The sequence below is a fragment of the Vreelandella olivaria genome (assembly GCF_023507745.1).
Taxonomy (GTDB): domain Bacteria; phylum Pseudomonadota; class Gammaproteobacteria; order Pseudomonadales; family Halomonadaceae; genus Vreelandella; species Vreelandella olivaria_A.
In genome coordinates, this window is the sequence record NZ_JALPZO010000034.1 from 37,275 (window position 1) to 55,204 (window position 17,930).

At 53.8% G+C, this 17,930-nt stretch carries 14 protein-coding genes; 6 read left to right on the plus strand and 8 right to left on the minus strand.

Annotation, left to right across the window (positions count from 1 at the left end; translation table 11 throughout):
* Nucleotides 1–168 precede the first annotated feature (168 nt).
* From HP566_RS02890 to HP566_RS02900, 3 genes are all read left to right on the plus strand, one after another.
* The gene (locus tag HP566_RS02890; protein ID WP_249975761.1) at nt 169–1,719 is read left to right on the plus strand and encodes a BCCT family transporter; all 1,551 of its coding nucleotides are present in this window, start codon (nt 169–171) and stop codon (nt 1,717–1,719) included.
* On the plus strand, nt 1,716–3,740 hold the full coding sequence (locus HP566_RS02895) for a CocE/NonD family hydrolase (RefSeq protein ID WP_249975762.1): 2,025 nt from the start codon (nt 1,716–1,718) through the stop codon (nt 3,738–3,740). Before HP566_RS02890 ends, HP566_RS02895 begins: the two co-directional genes overlap by 4 nt.
* An 81-nt stretch (nt 3,741–3,821) precedes the next feature.
* Nucleotides 3,822–4,739, plus strand: a complete 918-nt coding sequence (locus tag HP566_RS02900) for a LysR substrate-binding domain-containing protein (protein ID WP_249975763.1) — start codon at nt 3,822–3,824, stop codon at nt 4,737–4,739.
* Here HP566_RS02900 and HP566_RS02905 read toward each other — a convergent pair.
* On the minus strand, nt 4,733–5,596 hold the full coding sequence (locus HP566_RS02905; protein WP_249975764.1) for a DNA/RNA non-specific endonuclease: 864 nt from the start codon (nt 5,594–5,596) through the stop codon (nt 4,733–4,735). The genes HP566_RS02900 and HP566_RS02905 overlap by 7 nt on opposite strands.
* Nucleotides 5,597–5,666: 70 nt before the next feature.
* Entirely contained in the window at nt 5,667–5,942 is a 276-nt protein-coding gene (locus HP566_RS02910; protein WP_249975765.1) for an Lrp/AsnC family transcriptional regulator, read from the minus strand.
* Between the two features lie 268 nt (nt 5,943–6,210).
* Here HP566_RS02910 and HP566_RS02915 point away from each other — a divergent pair, with 268 nt between their 5' ends.
* Complete coding sequence (locus HP566_RS02915) at nt 6,211–6,525, plus strand: high-potential iron-sulfur protein (RefSeq protein WP_249975766.1); 315 nt, start codon at nt 6,211–6,213, stop codon at nt 6,523–6,525.
* A gap of 67 nt (nt 6,526–6,592) precedes the next feature.
* On the opposite strand, the gene HP566_RS02920 is transcribed toward HP566_RS02915, so the two are convergent.
* The 5 genes from HP566_RS02920 to HP566_RS02940 form a co-directional block, all read right to left on the minus strand.
* Nucleotides 6,593–8,158: a SpoVR family protein gene (locus HP566_RS02920; protein WP_249975767.1), complete on the minus strand. Its 1,566-nt coding sequence runs from the start codon at nt 8,156–8,158 to the stop codon at nt 6,593–6,595.
* 20 nt (nt 8,159–8,178) lie between these two features.
* Nucleotides 8,179–9,468 carry a YeaH/YhbH family protein gene (locus HP566_RS02925; protein ID WP_249975768.1) on the minus strand — a complete coding sequence of 430 codons (1,290 nt, stop codon included), beginning with the start codon at nt 9,466–9,468 and terminating at the stop codon, nt 8,179–8,181.
* 23 nt (nt 9,469–9,491) lie between these two features.
* Entirely contained in the window at nt 9,492–11,414 is a 1,923-nt protein-coding gene (locus HP566_RS02930; protein WP_249975769.1) for a PrkA family serine protein kinase, read from the minus strand.
* Between the two features lie 247 nt (nt 11,415–11,661).
* Nucleotides 11,662–12,705: a threonine aldolase family protein gene (locus tag HP566_RS02935; protein ID WP_249975770.1), complete on the minus strand. Its 1,044-nt coding sequence runs from the start codon at nt 12,703–12,705 to the stop codon at nt 11,662–11,664.
* 144 nt (nt 12,706–12,849) lie between these two features.
* On the minus strand, nt 12,850–14,871 hold the full coding sequence (locus HP566_RS02940) for an NADPH-dependent 2,4-dienoyl-CoA reductase (protein WP_249975771.1): 2,022 nt from the start codon (nt 14,869–14,871) through the stop codon (nt 12,850–12,852).
* Between the two features lie 158 nt (nt 14,872–15,029).
* On the opposite strand from HP566_RS02940, the gene HP566_RS02945 reads away from it, so the two are divergent.
* Both HP566_RS02945 and HP566_RS02950 read left to right on the plus strand, forming a co-directional pair.
* Nucleotides 15,030–15,947 carry a DMT family transporter gene (locus HP566_RS02945; RefSeq protein WP_249975772.1) on the plus strand — a complete coding sequence of 306 codons (918 nt, stop codon included), beginning with the start codon at nt 15,030–15,032 and terminating at the stop codon, nt 15,945–15,947.
* A gap of 42 nt (nt 15,948–15,989) precedes the next feature.
* On the plus strand, nt 15,990–17,558 hold the full coding sequence (locus HP566_RS02950; RefSeq protein WP_249975773.1) for a bifunctional GNAT family N-acetyltransferase/carbon-nitrogen hydrolase family protein: 1,569 nt from the start codon (nt 15,990–15,992) through the stop codon (nt 17,556–17,558).
* Nucleotides 17,559–17,630: 72 nt separating this feature from the next.
* Here HP566_RS02950 and HP566_RS02955 read toward each other — a convergent pair whose 3' ends face one another.
* Nucleotides 17,631–17,930 carry an MGMT family protein gene (locus HP566_RS02955; RefSeq protein ID WP_249975774.1) on the minus strand — a complete coding sequence of 100 codons (300 nt, stop codon included), beginning with the start codon at nt 17,928–17,930 and terminating at the stop codon, nt 17,631–17,633.

A 17,930-nucleotide genomic window follows, 5' to 3' on the forward strand; every position in this document is an offset into this window, starting at 1 on the left:
GTTGGCTAACCGAATGGTATATGCGCCGAAAGACAAACCTGCGCAAAGGCCCCATGCGTTTAGCACATACCCCTATTCCCACTCTTCGCTTTATACCGGCATTAAGATGGCGTTAGGTTGTTATGCCATGAACTTCATGCATAGCAATAACGATAATGGGAGAATAATATGCCGATAAAGTCGCTTCGACCGTTGGTATTCTGGCCAACATTTCTAGTTCTATTGGCGGCAGTCATTGCCAGTTATTTCAATTTAGAAGCATTTTTGACCGTTGCGAATCGGCTTAATGCGGCAATCCTGACCAATTTCTCCTGGCTTTTCAGCCTGGGTAGCCTTTACCTTCTCGTGATGGCGGTTATCGTATACTTCTCTCCCATTGGCCATGTGCGCATTGGCGGCCCTACTGCAGAGCCTCTCTTATCACCTTTACGCTGGTTCTCCATCACTCTTTGCACCACCCTGGCCGTTGGGGTTCTGTTTTGGACCACCGCTGAACCGCTTTATCACTTCATGAGCCCTCCAGATTCAAGCGGGTTGGAGGCAGGCACCAGCGATGCCATGCTGTTTGCGATGTCGACCATGTTTTTACACTGGACATTCACGCCTTACGCTATTTACGCAGTACCCGCATTGATCTTTGCGCTGGCGTTTTATAACTTGCGCCTCCGCTTTTCTATTTCCAGCATGCTTGAGCCCCTCTTCGGCCCAGGAATCAAACGTTTCGCGGGATTGATTGATGCAGTTTCCCTCTATGCCCTGGTAGCAGGCATGGCCTCTTCGCTCGGCACTGGCGCCTTGACACTAGCGGGCGGCGTTGGGCAATACCTGGGAGGAGAAACCAGCCCCATCCGCCTCGGCATTATCGTTGCCATCATCGTAACCACATTCGTTCTTTCCGCCGCCAGCGGGCTTCAAAAAGGCATTGCCCGGCTCTCATCACTGAATGCAGCGCTGCTGTTAGTTCTCGGTGTATTTGCCTTTGTCGCGGGACCAACCATTTTCAGTCTGGCTCTCGGAGTAGAGTCTTTTGGGGTCTTTATTGATAATTTTTTTACTAAAAGCCTATTTACCGGCACGGCGGGTGATGACCAGTGGCCACAGTGGTGGTCCATATTTTACTGGGCAGTCTGGTTCTCCTGGGCTCCTGTTGCCGCCCTGTTTCTGGGCAAAATCTCCCGTGGCTACACCGTAAGGGAGTTTATTCGCGTCAACCTGCTTTATCCCGCCCTATTTGCCAGCGTCTGGATTCTGATTTTTTCTGGGGCTGCGCTTTACTATCAGTCACATAGCGGTATCGACCTCTACACGACTCTTAGTGAACGTGGCGTGGAAAACGTCCTCTATGAGCTATTCCAGCAGCTACCATTCTCCGGACTTTGGATACCGATTCTGCTGTTCATTGCTTATATCTCTTATGTGACGGCCGCCGATTCTCAGACCGATGCCATCGGCAATCTCTGTACCCGTGGACTAACCGCTGATTCAGACCTTAACGCTGGGATTACCATGAAAGTAACCTGGGGAGTGATCATCGGTATCGTCGCCTGGGTGATGGTGAGTTTTGTAGGCATTGATGGCGTCAAAATGCTGTCTAACCTGGGCGGACTTCCTGCGCTGTTCATCGTACTGATAGCAACCGGTTCGCTGTGGGTCTGGCTAAAAAATCCGGAACAGCTTGGTCGCGTTCCAACACCCACCGGCAACAAGCGTGAAGCATGAATATCAAGCAAGACTTTCCACATCACACCCGCGAAATAGAGAATAGCTGGATTCCTCTGTCTGACGGTACCCGCTTAGCAGCGCGTATCTGGTTACCGGTTAACGCTGAAGCACAACCCGTTCCCGCTATCCTGGAATATCTTCCTTATCGGAAGCGGGATGGAACCGCGATTCGCGATGAATTAACCCATCCCTACTTCGCTGGCCATGGCTATGCCTGCATCCGGGTAGATATGCGCGGCAACGGCGAATCAGATGGTTTAATGGAGGATGAATACGCCCCTCAGGAGCAGGAAGACGCGCTTGAAGTCATCGAGTGGATTGCCAACCAGCCCTGGTGTAACGGCCAGCTCGGCATGATGGGCATATCCTGGGGCGGCTTTAATAGCTTACAGGTTGCAGCCTTACGCCCGAAACCGCTTAAGGCCATCATCACGCTGTGCTCAACCGACGACCGCTATGCTGATGACATCCATTACAAGGGTGGCAATATGCTACTGGAGAACCTTGGCTGGGCAGCCACCATGCTGAGCTTTTCTGCGGCGGTGCCAGATCCCGCACTGGTGGGCAACAAATGGAGAGATATGTGGAAGTCTCGCCTCGATAATATGCCGCTACTGGCCGAAACCTGGCTCACCCACCAGCATCGCGACGGGTATTGGCAACATGGCTCCATCTGTGAGGACTATGCCAGCATTGAAGCGGCCGTCTACATGATAAGCGGTTGGGGCGACTCCTATATCAATACGATTCCAAGGATGATGGAACATCTTCAATGCCCACGGAAGGCACTGCTGGGTCCCTGGATGCACAAGTATCCCCATTTTGCGCTGCCCGACCCGGCCATTGGCTTTTTGCAGGAAGCGCTGCGCTGGTGGGATTACTGGCTCAAGGACATTGAGACAGGCGTAATGGATGAGCCCAGCTGTACATTTTATCTTCAGGATGGCGTTCCACCCGCTCCCAAGTACCTGGAGCGGCCGGGGCAGTGGGTGCGCACTCATGGCTGGCCAGCGGCTGAAGACGAGTGTGAATCCACCACCCTGATACTGGGTGACCACGGGCTCGCTCCGGATACCCACCTCAGCCAGGATCGTCTGATTGCATCGCCTCTTACCACTGGTGCCTTCCAGGGTGAGTATATTCCACTATGGTTTGGAGCCGACTTTCCTCCCGACCAGCGCCGTGATGACGCTCTTTCACTGACATTTGACTCCGAGCCTTATGCACAAGGGCTGGATATACTGGGTCAACCCACTCTTTCCTTAACGCTGGAAAGTGCCAAAGCATGCGGCCAGCTACATGCTCGCCTGTGCGATGTGGCTCCGACGGGTAAAAGTGCCCTGATTACCTACGGCACGCTGAACCTGAGCTTGCGCAACGATGTGGGCACGATTGAGCCACCCATACCCGGTGAGCCCATCAAGGTGCGCCTTTCAATGGACCTTATCGGCTACCGGCTACCAAAGGGTCACCGATTACGGGTCGCCCTCTCCAGCGCCAGCTTTCCGCTGGTTTGGTCACCGAAAGAGCGGGCCGACCTGACGCTCAAGTCAGGCCAGCCCATCCTGGAGCTGCCGTTATCCAAGGGGCTTTATATACCCATGCCTTTCGAGCAACCCGAAGGTGCCCCACCCTGCGCAGTGGCGACCATTCGCACCGGCCAACCCAAGCGCACGGTCAGCGAAGATGTCGGCAGCGGTGAGGTAAGCGTTATCATCGAGGATGATATGGGGGAAATTCAGTTTCTTGACCACGGCTTGCAGGTTGAACAATTCGCCAAGGAAACATATACCAGCCACCCTGACGATGCGACCCGCACACGCGCTGATATTGAGTGGGTGTACCGTGCCCACCGGAAAGGAGAGCAGGACAGCTTTGCTGTCACCGTATTAAGCCATTACCATCTGCACTGCGATCAGCACATGTTTTACCTGAGCGCTGAGCAGCAGGCATATGAAGGCAGTGCATTGATCAGCGATAAATCGTGGCAGCGGGAGATTCCTCGCACAGCCATCTAACCTCACCCTCTGTCGGGCGGCAGCCGCTATTCTGCGGTGGTATACTTGGCGTCACCGGGTCCCTATTTCGAGGGTTGATTCATGCGTGATGCCTTACCGCCGCTATCCTGCCTGCGCGCCTTCGAAGTTGCCGCACGATACTGTAGCTTCACGCAGGCAGGAAGCGAGCTCAATCTCTCGCAAAGTGCCGTCAGCCGACAGATCAAGCGCCTTGAGCATGACCTCGGGCGCCTTCTTTTTGAACGGCATCATGAAGGACTGCGACTCACCCCAACTGGAGAGCACTACTTTCGAGTAGTGCAACGCCTTTTACGCGACCTGGGCGATGAAACCGCACGCCTCAGGCGCCGTGGAGACAACAGGCAACTGACGCTTGCTTCAAGCCCGACCATTGCCTCAATCTGGCTGGCACGCCAACTGCCTGACTTTCAGCGGGCTTATCCAAATATCGAAATTCGCATCCTGACGGTAGAGGATCCTCACCGTCTCGACCTGGCAGAGTTCGACCTTGGCATCTATTACCATCTTCCTAATGAAGTTGACCCACCGGGCCTTATCGCTAACGCCATTTTTGAGCATGAAATGGTAACGGCCGTTTGCAGCCCCATCTACCTGGAGCGACATGACCACGCAATTGAGCCGACACAGCTACTCGTAGATCACACGTTGATGATAGTGGAGGATCACTACCATGACTGGCTTACCTGGGAGACATGGTTCCGTGAACTCGGCCTGAAGTGGCAAACGCCGCTGCACACGTTACGCGCCAACAGCTTTCAACTGCTGATGAATGCCACTCTGGCAGGCCAGGGGGTGACCTTAGGCTGGATGCGTATTTTAGATGCCGAGCTTCGTCAGGGAACTCTTGTGCAGGCGCTGCCGCTCGCCATACCCAGCCGAGGAAAGCTTTCTCTCTTTACGCCTCAGCACCGCCACCTGACAGAGCCAATGAGAGCCTTCCAACAGTGGGTGTTCAATACCCATTATACGCCCTATTGAAACCTGCCTGGACGGCGGGAGACGTCTTCAAGTGCCCACCCTTCAGTGCGCAGTTCACCCTCCAGTACGGCCTCCATTTCTGCTGACAGGTCAGGGAAAAAATTAAGTCCCGTGCGTGCCTCAACCTCATCAATAGTGACGAGATAATCCTCAAGGGGTTCGTTACCCCTCACCTCCTGGGGCATGATAAAGGCCAGTGCCAGTGGTACTTCATCGTGCGGAGCAACAATGATTTTATAAAATGCTTCGGGCACCTCTACGAAACCAACACGATTGAAGGCGTTATCCATAAAGCGCTCGGGGAATACAGGCCCGGTGATCACTTGCAAGCGACCAAAACGCGGCGCGAAATGATCCATCACCGACTCTTCCAGGCGTTGCCATAGCTGGCGATTTAAGTTCGGTCGCTGGGGCGACATATTGCTCATCAGGAAAGTATCGATCTGGGCACTACGTCCATGCACGGCCGCAATGGCATAGTTGGGAGCCATATGGCCTCTGTCGTACCCACTTCCCGCATAGCTATCCGTGCTGATTGGCCATAGCGTTCGCCAGTCGGCCTGAAAATTGGGGCGTGGACCAATACGGATATCATCAGACACGGCTTGTAACTGATAACTTACCCAAAGAGGATTTACCCGAACATCCGACCAGCCCACCAGAAACCCGTCGTTACGCAATACACGGTGAAAAGTCGTGGGATGAAAACCATCCCAGGTGGGTACTCCCATCCATGTGTAAGCATCCTGGTGCTGGCGCCCCTGAAACTCCCACAACCCGGTTCCGACGATGACGAACAACACTGCAATGCCCAGGCGTCTTCCCTGGCGACGCCAGCGCAAAAGCGATTTACCCAATAGACTTGCTCCCTTGCCGTTAATCTCTTTTTCTTATGAGGCACACTGCTTTCAGGCGCTGTTACCTCAATTACCAGCCAAGAGAAAACATGGTTTCCAGGTCGTGGCGGGAGTGCACCTGCATAGCGTTCAGGGTTTCCGTATCGCTGATACCTTCTACCGCGTTAAGGCGCTCAGTGACGAGCTCGGCAAGGCTTTCGAAATCGCGGGTACGTGCGATGGCAACCAAATCATAGCGACCACAGGTGGAGTAAACTTCACTGATCCCTTCTACATCGGCAAGGCGTTCGGCTACCGACTTGACTTGGCCTTTTTCGGTATTAATTAAAATGACTGCGTTTTGCATAGTGCCCTCGCTAGAAACAGTGAAAGAAGCAATATCACGTATTGGCAACGAGCCGAGTATAACAGTCCGTCAGGAAGGGCCAAGCACTACAGCAGAACGTGACCAATTGTCGCGTTTTTCATAAGGTTATTCGCACTACATTCGAGCATGCGCTAGCATGTAATTGATAATTCCGGCTTACTAATTGTAATTGCTGGAGCATTAAAGAGGTGGATCACCACCCGCTAATTATGACCAGACGTCAAACCGTGACATTAAAGGAGATACCATGGCTAACCAAAGCCGTCGTAAGTTCATGCGTAACAGCGTGCTGGGCCTTGCTGCCCTGCCGTTTGGTGCAGGTATTCTGTCGAAAACGGCCTTTGCCCAAGAACTGCCCCGCCTAGACCCTTCCTCATCGACAGCACAAGCACTTAACTATGTTGAAGTGGCAAGCGATGCAAGCGATCACCCTGCCTATGAAGAGGGTGAGCTGTGCTCTAACTGCATGTTCTTTAATGCCGACACGGAAGGTTGCCAGTTGTTCCCTCAGAACAGCGTCGAACCGGATGGCTGGTGCCAGTCCTGGATCGCCCAAAGCTAATCGCCCAACGGCAAGATGAACAACACATGATTACCCCGCGCCTGCGCGGGGTAATCGTTTAGACGCATTACTGACTTGCATCACTGTTGTCATCCTCTATCGGCCAGTGGTAGCGGCGTGTCACCCGCCCCTCTTCCATGGAGACCAGATGCACAGGGAAGCCCCACAACTGTTGCAGGTGGCGTATCACCGGGTAAACACTGCGGCCAAGTGGGCGACGGTTATCCTGGACATGGTGCAGAGTAAGTGAGCGATCACCACGAATGGCCGCCTCCACCACCTGGATATTGGGCTCGCGCACCGACAGGGCATACTGGTTTGCAAGTGCTTCACGCACCCGCCGATACCCTCGATCGTCATGAATCGCCGCAACCTCCAGCATGTCGGTCTGGTCGTCATCAACAATTAAGAACAGCTTTAAGTCACGCATGACCTTGGGCGACAAAAACTGCTGAATAAACGACTCATCCTTGAAGTTGCGCATAGCGAACTCCAGCGTCTCCCGCCATGGGCTACCGGCAATATCAGGAAACCATTCCCGGTCCTCATCCGTTGGCGACTCACAGATTCGTTTGATATCCATAAAAATGGCAAAACCAAGCGCATAGGGGTTCAGGCCACTGTAATGGGGACTATCAAACCCTGGCTGATTGATAACCGCCGCGTGGGACTGCAGGAACTCAAGCATCAGCCCTTCATCAACTTTACCTTCATCGTACAACCGGTTCATGAGTGTGTAGTGCCAAAAACAGGCCCAGCCCTCGTTCATCACCTGAGTTTGCCGCTGAGGGTAAAAGTATTGTGCCAGCTTGCGCACAATCCGCACGATCTCACGCTGCCAAGGCGCTAACAGTGGTGCGTTTTTTTCAATAAAATAGAGTAAGTTTTCCTGAGGTTCGGGCGGATAGCTGCCCCCGCTATGCAGCCCCAACGGGTCCTCGTCGCTGTGCAAACTGCCTGGCAGTACGGATGCCCCTGCGGAGCTTTCCGGGATTGTTCGCCAGAGCATATTCACCTGAGTCTGCAGGTAGGCTTCGCGCTCCTCCTGCCGCTTGGCCTCCTCTTCGGCGGAGATGGGTGATGGACGTTTGTAACGGTCAACACCGTAGTTTTGCAGCGCGTGGCAGGCATCCAATAGCTGTTCAACAGCATGTACACCATGGCGCTCTTCACATTGGGCAATATATTTGCGCGCAAATACCAGATAGTCGACGATGGATTCTGCATCCGTCCAGGTACGGAACAGGTAGTTGCCTTTAAAGAAAGAGTTATGTCCATAGCAGGCATGGGCAATCACCAGCACCTGCATCATCAGGGTGTTCTCTTCCATCAAATAGGCAATACAGGGGTTGGAGTTAATCACCAACTCGTAGGCAAGGCCCATCTGGCCACGCTTATAGGCCTGTTCTACTGCAAGGAACTGTTTACCGAACGACCAGTGATGGTAACCCACCGGCATTCCGACACTGGCATAAGCATCCATCATTTGCTCGGTGGTAATCACCTCGATTTGGTTAGGATAGGTATCCAGCCGATACTCATCAGCAAGCCGGGCGAGTTCTTCATCAAAGCGCTCCAGCACGCTGAAATTCCAGTCAGAACCGGTCGCTATCGGTTTGCGGGCTACACTCATGGCGCACTCCTCAACTCGTGTTACCGCGTCTGGCTTAAGCGGCGTTTAAACAGCTCACGAAAGACGGGGTAAATATCCCCCGCATCCACAATCTGGCGCATGGCAAAACGTTCCGGAAACTGTGCGGCCACAGCCTCATACTCATGCCACAGCGATTGATGTTCATGGGGAGTGATTTCCACATACGCGTAGTACTGCAACTGTGGCATGAGCTGTTTAGCCAGCAGGTCACGGCAAATATTAGAGTCATCGTCCCAGTTGTCACCGTCCGATGCCTGGGCGACATAGAGATTCCACTGTCCGGCGGGGTAGCGCTTTTCAATGATTTTATCGACCAGAGTAAGCGCACTGGAAACAATCGTGCCCCCGGTTTCCCGTGAGTAAAAGAACTCTTCCTCGCTCACCTCACGTGCTGCCGTATGGTGGCGCACAAACACCAGCTCCACCTTTTCATAATGCTTCTCCAGGAATAGATAGAGCAGCAGGAAAAAGCGCTTGGCAATATCTTTATGGTTTTGCGTCATGGAGCCAGAGACATCCATGACACAGAACATAACTGCCTGACTGGAAGGTTGCGGTTGCGCCGCCAGTTGGTGGTAGCGGAGATCGTAGGTATCGATGAAGGGGACGGCTTCGATGCGCTTTGCCAGACGCTCAATTTCCGCTTTTAGCTCAGTGATGCGTGCGGGGTTGCGCAGCACCGGGTCCTTACGCTCCTCAGCTGCAAGCGCTTCCTGGGCTTCTTTTAGCGCGCGTTTAATAGGTGCACGCATCGCTATGCGTCGGGCATAAGCTTCCCGCATGGAGCGGGTAATGCTAATGCGGGAGGGCACACCATCGCGGGCCAGCCCCGCTCTCACCATTTTGATCTCTTCGAGAGACTTCAGCGGCTTACGCTGTAAATGAGGAAGCTCAAGCCCGTCGAAGACAAACTCCAGAAACTCCTCACGACTAAGGGTAAACGCAAACTCATCGGCGCCCTCTCCCTGGTCAGAAGCACCACCTTCACCAGCCCCCCCTCCGTCACCCTGGCCACCAGGGCGACGAATTTTATCCCCCTCCAGAAACTCCTTATTGCCAGGCGAGACGATATTGCGGGCACCGCCTGGTCCATGTTGAAACACCGGCTCTGAAATATCTTTGGTGGGTATCGATATTTTCTCTCCTCGCTCCATATCAGTGATGGAGCGGCGGTTAACCGCCTCCTCCACCGAACGCTTAATATGCTTCCGGTAACGCTCCAAAAAGCGCTGACGGTTAACCGCGCTTTTATGTTTGGCGTTAGGTCTGCGATCAATAAAGTAGGTCATACGACCTCCTTAAGCGATATCCGCTACTGTGACTTGCGTACGCGCAGGTACCACTCAGAAAGCAGTCGAACCTGTTTCTCGGTATAACCACGGTCAACCATGCGTGCCACAAAGTCTTCGTGCTTTTTCTGATCCGACTTCGATGCCTTGGCATTGAAGGAGATCACCGGCAGCAACTCTTCGGTGTTGGCAAACATCTTATGCTCAATGACACCTTTGAGTTTTTCGTAGGACTGCCAGCTTGGGTTCATACCGTTGTTTTGCGCACGCGCCCTCAGCACAAAGTTAACCACCTCATGGCGGAAATCTTTCGGATTTGAAATACCCGCCGGTTTCTCAATTTTTTCCAGTTCCTCGTTAAGCGACTGACGGTTCAGCAACTCACCCGTTTCAGGGTCGCGGTACTCCTGATCCTGAATCCAGAAATCCGCGTAGGTAACGTAACGGTCAAAGATGTTCTGACCATACTCGCTGTAGGACTCCAAATACGCGGTTTGAATCTCCTTACCGATAAAGTCCACATAGCGGGGAGCCAGAAACTCTTTGATAAAGCCCAGGTAGCGCTCAAATACCTCGGAAGGCAACTGTTCCCGCTCCAATGCCTGCTCCAGCACATAGAGTAAATGCACGGGATTGGCCGCCACTTCAGAGCTGTCGAAGTTAAACACCTTGGACAGAATCTTGAACGCAAAGCGGGTGGAAAGCCCCTGCATGCCTTCATCCACTCCGGCGGCATCACGATACTCCTGTATCGACTTTGCCCGTGGGTCGGTATCTTTCAGGTTTTCACCATCATAGACACGCATTTTGGAGTAGATACTTGAATTCTCAGGTACTTTTAGCCGTGAAAGCACTGAGAACTGCGCCAGCATTCGTAGCGTATCGGGTGCACAGGAGGCTGCGCTCAGCGATGAGTCTTCAAGCAATTTCTGATAAATCTTGATCTCTTCAGAGACACGCAGGCAATAGGGCACTTTAACAATGTAAACCCGGTCCAAAAACGCTTCGTTATTTTGGTTATTACGAAACGCCTGCCATTCAGATTCGTTGGAGTGGGCCAGAATGACACCATCAAAGGGAATTGCCCCCATACCTTCAGTAGGGTTGTAGTTGCCTTCCTGGGTAGCGGTCAACAGCGGGTGAAGCACCTTAATCGGCGCCTTAAACATCTCAACAAATTCCATTAGCCCCTGATTGGCACGGCACAGCCCGCCAGAGAAGCTGTAGGCATCGGGATCATCCTGGGAGTACAGCTCCAACTGGCGAATATCCACTTTACCCACCAGCGAGGAGATATCCTGGTTGTTCTCATCCCCCGGCTCGGTTTTGGAGATCGCCAGTTGATTGAGACGTGAAGGATACAAACGCTCCACCCTGAACTGGGTAATGTCACCGCCATACTCTTTCAAGCGTTTGGCCGCCCAGGGCGACATAACACTGCGCAGGTAGCGCTGGGGAATACCAAACTCGTTTTCGAGAAGCTCTCCGTCCTCTTCCGGTGAAAAAAGTCCCAGCGGAGACTCATACACTGGTGACCCTTTAATAGCATAAAACGGGATACGCTCCATCAGCAGCTTAAGACGTTCGGCCAGGGACGACTTACCACCGCCCACCGGCCCTAGCAAGTAAAGAATCTGTTTACGCTCTTCTAACCCCTGAGCGGCGTGGCGGAAGTAGGCCACAATCTGCTCAATGGACTCTTCCATGCCATGGAATTCGGCAAAGGCAGGGTAACGGCGAATCACTTTGTTAGAAAAAATGCGTGACAGACGCGGGTCTTTCGCCGTGTCGATCACTTCAGGCTCGCCTATTGCTTCCAGCATGCGCTCGGCGGCGCTGGCATAAACCTTGGGGTCTCGGCGGCAAAGCGCCAGATACTCCTCAAGGCTCATGTCTTCTTGCTGAACGCGGGCAAATCGGTCTTGAACGTGATCAAAAATACTCATGGAACTCTCCTGTGGCCCATCCCCAGGCAACGACCGCCAAATCAGATTATCAGGACGGTGTGCAATAAGAGGTGTCGCTCTATCAGCGTAGTCAGCATTAGCAAAAAGTGATGACTCAACCTTCAACGCAGCGCTCTTAACGCTATGAGCACATCAGTAGAGTTTAGTTGCGTTGAACATCTAGAACGCAACACGCCGCCTAAACAGCGACGTGAGAGAGCCTTGGGTCCAAGCAACCGTTTGGCTGCTATTCCAGCACCGCTGTCACATCGGCCAACAATTGATCCAACAATTCAACGGTAGTGTTCCAGGCACACACAAACCGTGCCCCACCAGCCCCAATAAAGGTGTAGAAGGTCCAGCCTTTTGCTTTCAACGCTTCGATGGCATGGGGCGGCAATTCAACGAAGACACTGTTCGCCTGGGTAGGAAACATGAGCGATACACCGGGCAGCGCCTGCAGCCCTTCTGATAAATAGCGCGCCATCGCATTGGCGTGTTCAGCGTTGGTTAACCAGGCACCACTTTCCAGCAACCCCAGCCAGGGGGCGGAAACATAGCGCATCTTAGAGGCCAATTGCCCCGCCTGCTTACAGCGGTAGGAGAAGTCTTCCGCCAGCTCACGGTTGAAAAACAGAATAGCTTCCCCGAAGGCCAGACCGTTCTTGGTACCCGAAAAGCATAGCGCATCCACCCCCACTTGCCACGTTAGCTCAGCGGGCATCGCATTCAGGCTGGCGCAGGCATTGGCAAAGCGCGCCCCATCCATATGCAGGCGTAAGTCATATTTATCGGCAACCGCACGTATCGCCAGTAGTTCATCGCGAGAATAGACCGTACCAACTTCCGTGGCTTGAGTAAGCGAAACCACTTTGGGCTTGGGGTAGTGAATATCACTGCGCTTGGTGACCAGGGCTTCGATACCTTGCGGGGTTAATTTGCCGTTCGCCCCTGGTGAGGTGAGCAGCTTGGCTCCATTGGAAAAGAACTCAGGGCCGCCACACTCGTCAGTTTCAATATGCGCGAGTTCATGGCAGATCACGCTGTGGTAGCTGCGCCCCATCGCGGAAAGCGCCAGAGAGTTTGCAGCAGTACCGTTGAACACGAAAAAGACGTCGCAGTCGTAATCAAACATTTCACGAAAACGATCAGCAGCACGGGCGGTCCACCGGTCATTGCCGTAGGCCAGGTCATCATCCTGATTGGCTTCCAGCAGATACTGCATGGCTTCCGGGCAAATACCGGAGGTGTTATCACTGGCTAAAAATCGCGGGGTACACTCCGAGGGCATGACGATAGTCCTTTTATCTGACGGTCGTGCGGCGCAGGCTGGGTGCCACCCGCGCCTTGAACATCCAGCTTCGCTTAGTTGCTGGATTGATCTGCCAGTCTATCGTCATTTTAACGTTGACGTCACCCGTGCGACTCACGCTGTTCAGAGAGCAGCAGCCAAGCGTGTACCTTGGTCAATCGCACGTTTGGCGTCCAGCTCAGCCGCCTCATCCGCGCCACCAATGATATGCAGGCGAGCTCCCGCCTGGGACAACGGCGCTATAAGCTCCCTTACTGATTCCTGACCAGCGCACACAACGATGGTGTCCACAGCCAATACCTGCGCTTCGCCCTCGCGGCGAATATGCAGCCCGTCATCGTCGATTTTTAGATATTCGCAGCCTGTCAGTGTTTTAACTCCGCGCTGTTTTAACGATGCGCGATGTACCCAGCCTGTGGTTTTTCCCAGATGCTTGCCGGGCTTGGAGCTTTTGCGCTGTAGCATCACAATACTGCGGGGAGAAGCAGGTGGAACAGGCGGCTTCAAGCCCCCCCGCTCGCCGACAGCCAGATCAACGCCCCACTCTTCACACCATGCGGCAATATCCAGTGCGGGATGGCCCTGGTGGGCCAGCAACTCTGAGACATCAAACCCAATACCACCGGCACCAATGACCGCCACGCTTTGGCCCACACGCTCTGGATACTCAATGGCCTCGGCATAACTCAATACGCTGGGATGATCAGCACCGGGCAGCGCCAGCTCCCTGGGTACAACACCTGTGGCAATGACCACCTCATCAAAGTCAGCCACTATTTCTGAGGTTGCGGCAGTGTTGAGGCGTACATCGACCGCGTGTTTTTCCAGCATAACTCGGAAATAGCGCAGGGTTTCGCTGAACTCCTCTTTACCGGGGATTTTGCGCGCATAGTTAAACTGACCGCCCAACTCGCCACGGCGCTCAAATAGCACTACCCGGTGTCCACGGCTTGCCGCCGCCACGGCGGTGGCCAGACCTGCCGGACCGCCGCCGACCACCGCTATCTGCTTCAGCGTCGTTGCTGGCTCAAGGGTTAACTCAGTTTCGTGGCAGGCTCTGGGGTTCACCAAGCATGAAGTCAGTTTGCCCATAAAGGTGTGATCCAGACAGGCTTGGTTACAGGCAATACAGGTATTGATCTCCTCCGCAAGCCCCGCTTCGGCCTTACGCACCCACTCGGGGTCGGCCAGAAATGGCCGCGCCATGGAAACCATATCCGCGTGCCCCTCTGCTAACACACGCTCGGCAACCTCCGGCATATTGATACGGTTAGTGGTAATCAACGGAATCGCGATAGACGCTTTCAAACGTCTGGTCACCTCAGTAAAGGCCGCCCTGGGTACGCTGGTGACAATGGTTGGTACCCGCGCCTCATGCCAGCCGATACCAGTATTAATCACATTGGCGCCAGCAGCCTCAACAGCCTGCCCAAGCTGAACGATCTCTTCCCAGGTGCTTCCATCTTCAACCAGATCGATCATCGAGAGACGAAAAATCATTACAAAGCGTTCGCCTACTGCCGCACGAATGCGTTTCACAATTTCCACAGGAAAACGGATACGCCGCTCAAAACTACCTCCCCATTCATCGTCGCGTTGATTGGTGCGCTGACAAATAAACTGGTTGATCAGGTAACCCTCTGAGCCCATTACCTCCACACCATCGTAGCCGGCCTGCTGGGCAAGCACGGCACAGCGAACATAATCGGCGATTTGCTGTTCAACCTCATCACCCGACAGTGCACGCGGAGTGAACGGGTTGATAGGCGCCTGCAGCGCTGATGGCGCAACCAGCTCTGGCGAGTAGGCATAACGCCCTGCGTGGAGTATCTGCATACATAAGTGCCCGCCAGCCTGATGCACGGCATCCACGACTTGGCGGTGTTCTGCTACCTGGGAGACATCTGTTAACGCGTTGGCTCCCTGAAATACCGCCCCTTCTGAATTGGGTGCAATCCCCCCGGTTACTATCAGGCTCACTCCCGCACGGGCGCGTTCGGCATAAAACGCCGCCAAGCGCTTAAAGCCATTGGGCGCCTCCTCTAAATTGGTATGCATCGAGCCCATCAATACACGGTTAGGCAGTGTTAGATGGCCCACCGTTAATGGGCGAAACAGGTGTGGGTAAGCAGGCGCACGGGTCATCACGGTTCTCCTGGATATTATTTACGCATTATTCAAACAAGCGTATGACATACTTAACGCAACGTACAGCCCTCACTTGCTTTAATCCAGGCCTGTTTGCTCTTGCCCAACTCGGCAAAGCACGTCACATTAACCGGCTAACGATAAGGGAACGTGCTATGCCATTGATTTACTTTCTGCCACCGCTGGCTACCGTATTGATTTGGTCAGGGAATATGACCATCAACCAGTTAACCGTGGGTGCGATTGCCCCCAGTAGCATCGCCTTTTTGCGTTGGCTATTGGCTCTGGCAGTGATGACGCCTTTCGTATTACCGGCGGTACTGCGTCATCGCGATGAAATACGCCGCAACTGGTACAAACTGGCACTGCTGGGGCTGCTCGGTATGGGACTGTGGCAGGGGCTGGCCTATGTTGCGGCAGAAACCACTACGGCCACCAATATGGGCATTCTGGCGGCGATGGTGCCACTGCTGACCGTGCTGTTAAGTGCCTTGATTTTACGTGAACCGCCTACTCTTGGCGGTGTGGCAGGCGGAGTGCTGGCGTTTATTGGCGTGACCGTGCTGCTTGGCCGGGGTAACCCGCTTTCACTGCTGCAACTGCAGGTAGCCTATGGGGACGCTCTTATGGTGGTGGCTGCCACCTGTTACGCGCTATACGGCGTGATGCTTAAGCGCTGGGCAATGAACTTACCCCCTTGGGTGATGCTCTATGCACAAGTGTGCTTTGCGGTACTATTCCTGCTACCACCCTACCTTATGGGCCCCATGACGCCCGTAGACAGCCATAACCTGTGGCTAATTCTTTACGCTGGCATTCCTGCTTCGGTCATTACGACCTTTTTGTGGATGCGCGCGGTACGCCAGATTGGCGCCAATCAGGCGAGTATATTCATCAATCTGATGCCTCTGTTCAGCGCACTGATTGCAATGGCATACCTGGGTGAGCGAGTGGCTGGCTTCCACTTTATCGGTGGACTCCTCATTCTGGCAGGAGTCATTATGGCGCAAACGCTCACACGCCCACTGGTACGTGGTGTAACAGCAAGTAAAACGAGCAACGCTCAGCAATGATACGATAAGCCAACTTCATTCTACTGTTGGAACCCCCTGAATATGTCTCTAGAAGATCTGCACCTTAATCTCCGCAACCTGACCAGCGACGACTACGGCCAGCTCAAGTCGTTGATGGATGCGGTGTATCACGATATTGGTGGTGCATGGCCGAAGCATACTATCGATAAGTTGATCCAGGAGTTTCCTGAAGGACAAATCGCCATTGAAGATGATGGCGTCTTGGTAGGCGTAGCACTGACGGTGCAGGTGGATTATGACGAGTTTTCCAACCCGCATAAGTACGATGATTTGATTGGTCATCGCGAAATTATTCTTAACGACCAGGATGGCGACGCCATGTACGGGCTGGATGTACTGATCCACCCTGATTATCGCGGCTATCGCCTGGGCCGTCGCCTTTACGAAGCGCGCAAGGAACTGTGCCGTTCGCTGAACCTGCGGGCCATTCTGGCAGGCGGGCGTATCCCCGAATATCACCAGCATGTCAATGAGCTAACGCCAGCACAATACATCGATAAAGTCTCCCGTAAAGAGATTTACGACCCGATTCTGTCATTCCAGCTCGCCAACGACTTCCAGGTAAAGCGCCTGCTACGCAAGTATCTGCCGGAAGATGAGCAGTCCCGTGGCTATGCAACGCTACTGGAATGGAACAATATTCTGTTTGAACCCGCCGAAAGCGTGTTGGACACCCGTCCCACCCAGGTGCGTGTGGGCGCCGTACAGTGGCAGATGCGCGAATTTTCCTCAGTGGAAGCCACGCTCCAACAAATTGAGTACTTCGTAGACGCTCTGTCGGACTACCAAAGTGACTTTGCCGTATTCCCGGAATTATTCAACGCGCCACTCATGGGGTTACAGGATCGCGCGGCTCAGCAGGACCAAATGGGCGCGATACGCTTTCTGGCAGGTTTCACCGAACGCTTTAAAACAGAGCTTTCACGGATGGCAGTGTCTTACAACATCAATATCGTGGGCGGTTCAATGATCGAAGTAGGCGAAGACGACCGGCTGTACAATGTCGCCTATCTATTCCACCGCGACGGAGAGGTTGAGAAACAGTCGAAGCTGCATATCACGCCACAAGAGCGGCGCGATTGGGTAATCGAGGGCGGCGATGATCTACAAGTGTTTGATACCGATGCAGGCCGCGTGGGTATTTTGATCTGTTACGACGTAGAGTTCCCGGAGCTGGGCCGCCTGTTGGCTGACCAGGAGATGGATATTCTCTTCGTCCCCTTCTGGACCGACACTAAAAACGGCTACCTGCGGGTACGTCACTGTGCCCAAGCGCGTGCGATTGAAAACGAGTGCTACGTGGTGCTGTGCGGCAGTGTAGGCAACTTGCCTTCGATTGAAAACCTGGATATCCAGTATGCTCAATCGGCGGTCTTTACCCCTTCCGATTTTGCGTTCCCCCACGATGCGGTGTTAGCGGAAACCACACCAAATACGGAGATGATCTTCTTTTCGGACCTGGACCTGACCCGCCTGACGGTTGTACGTGCCGAAGGTTCGGTCACTAACCTGAAAGACCGCCGCAAGGACCTGTTTGACCTGCGCTGGCGGGACTGGTCGTTGAAATCAGGTGCTAACCTGGAAGAGTAAGCAACATAAAATGCCGCTCACAATGTAAGCGGCATTTTTTATAGGCATGCTTGCTGGCGACAACATTGAACGTTAGTCAGGCCAAAGCAGATGAGCAGGCACCCGCCCTTTGCTATCAAACATCACGCCCTCATCACGTAGTTTCTGATGCTGACGGATAGCGCCGCCATGATCAGCCAGTTTCAGCGACGCGGCAATCACCCGGTGCCAAGGTAGTTGATGACCATCAGGCAAGTGGCGCATCGCCGAACCAACCATGCGCGGAGTGGCGCCCTCAGTCATGGCTGCAATACGACCGTAGGTCGTCACGCGTCCCGGCGGAATTTGATCGACAATCGTGTAAATCTGTTCGAGTAATTCGGGCCGGGCCAT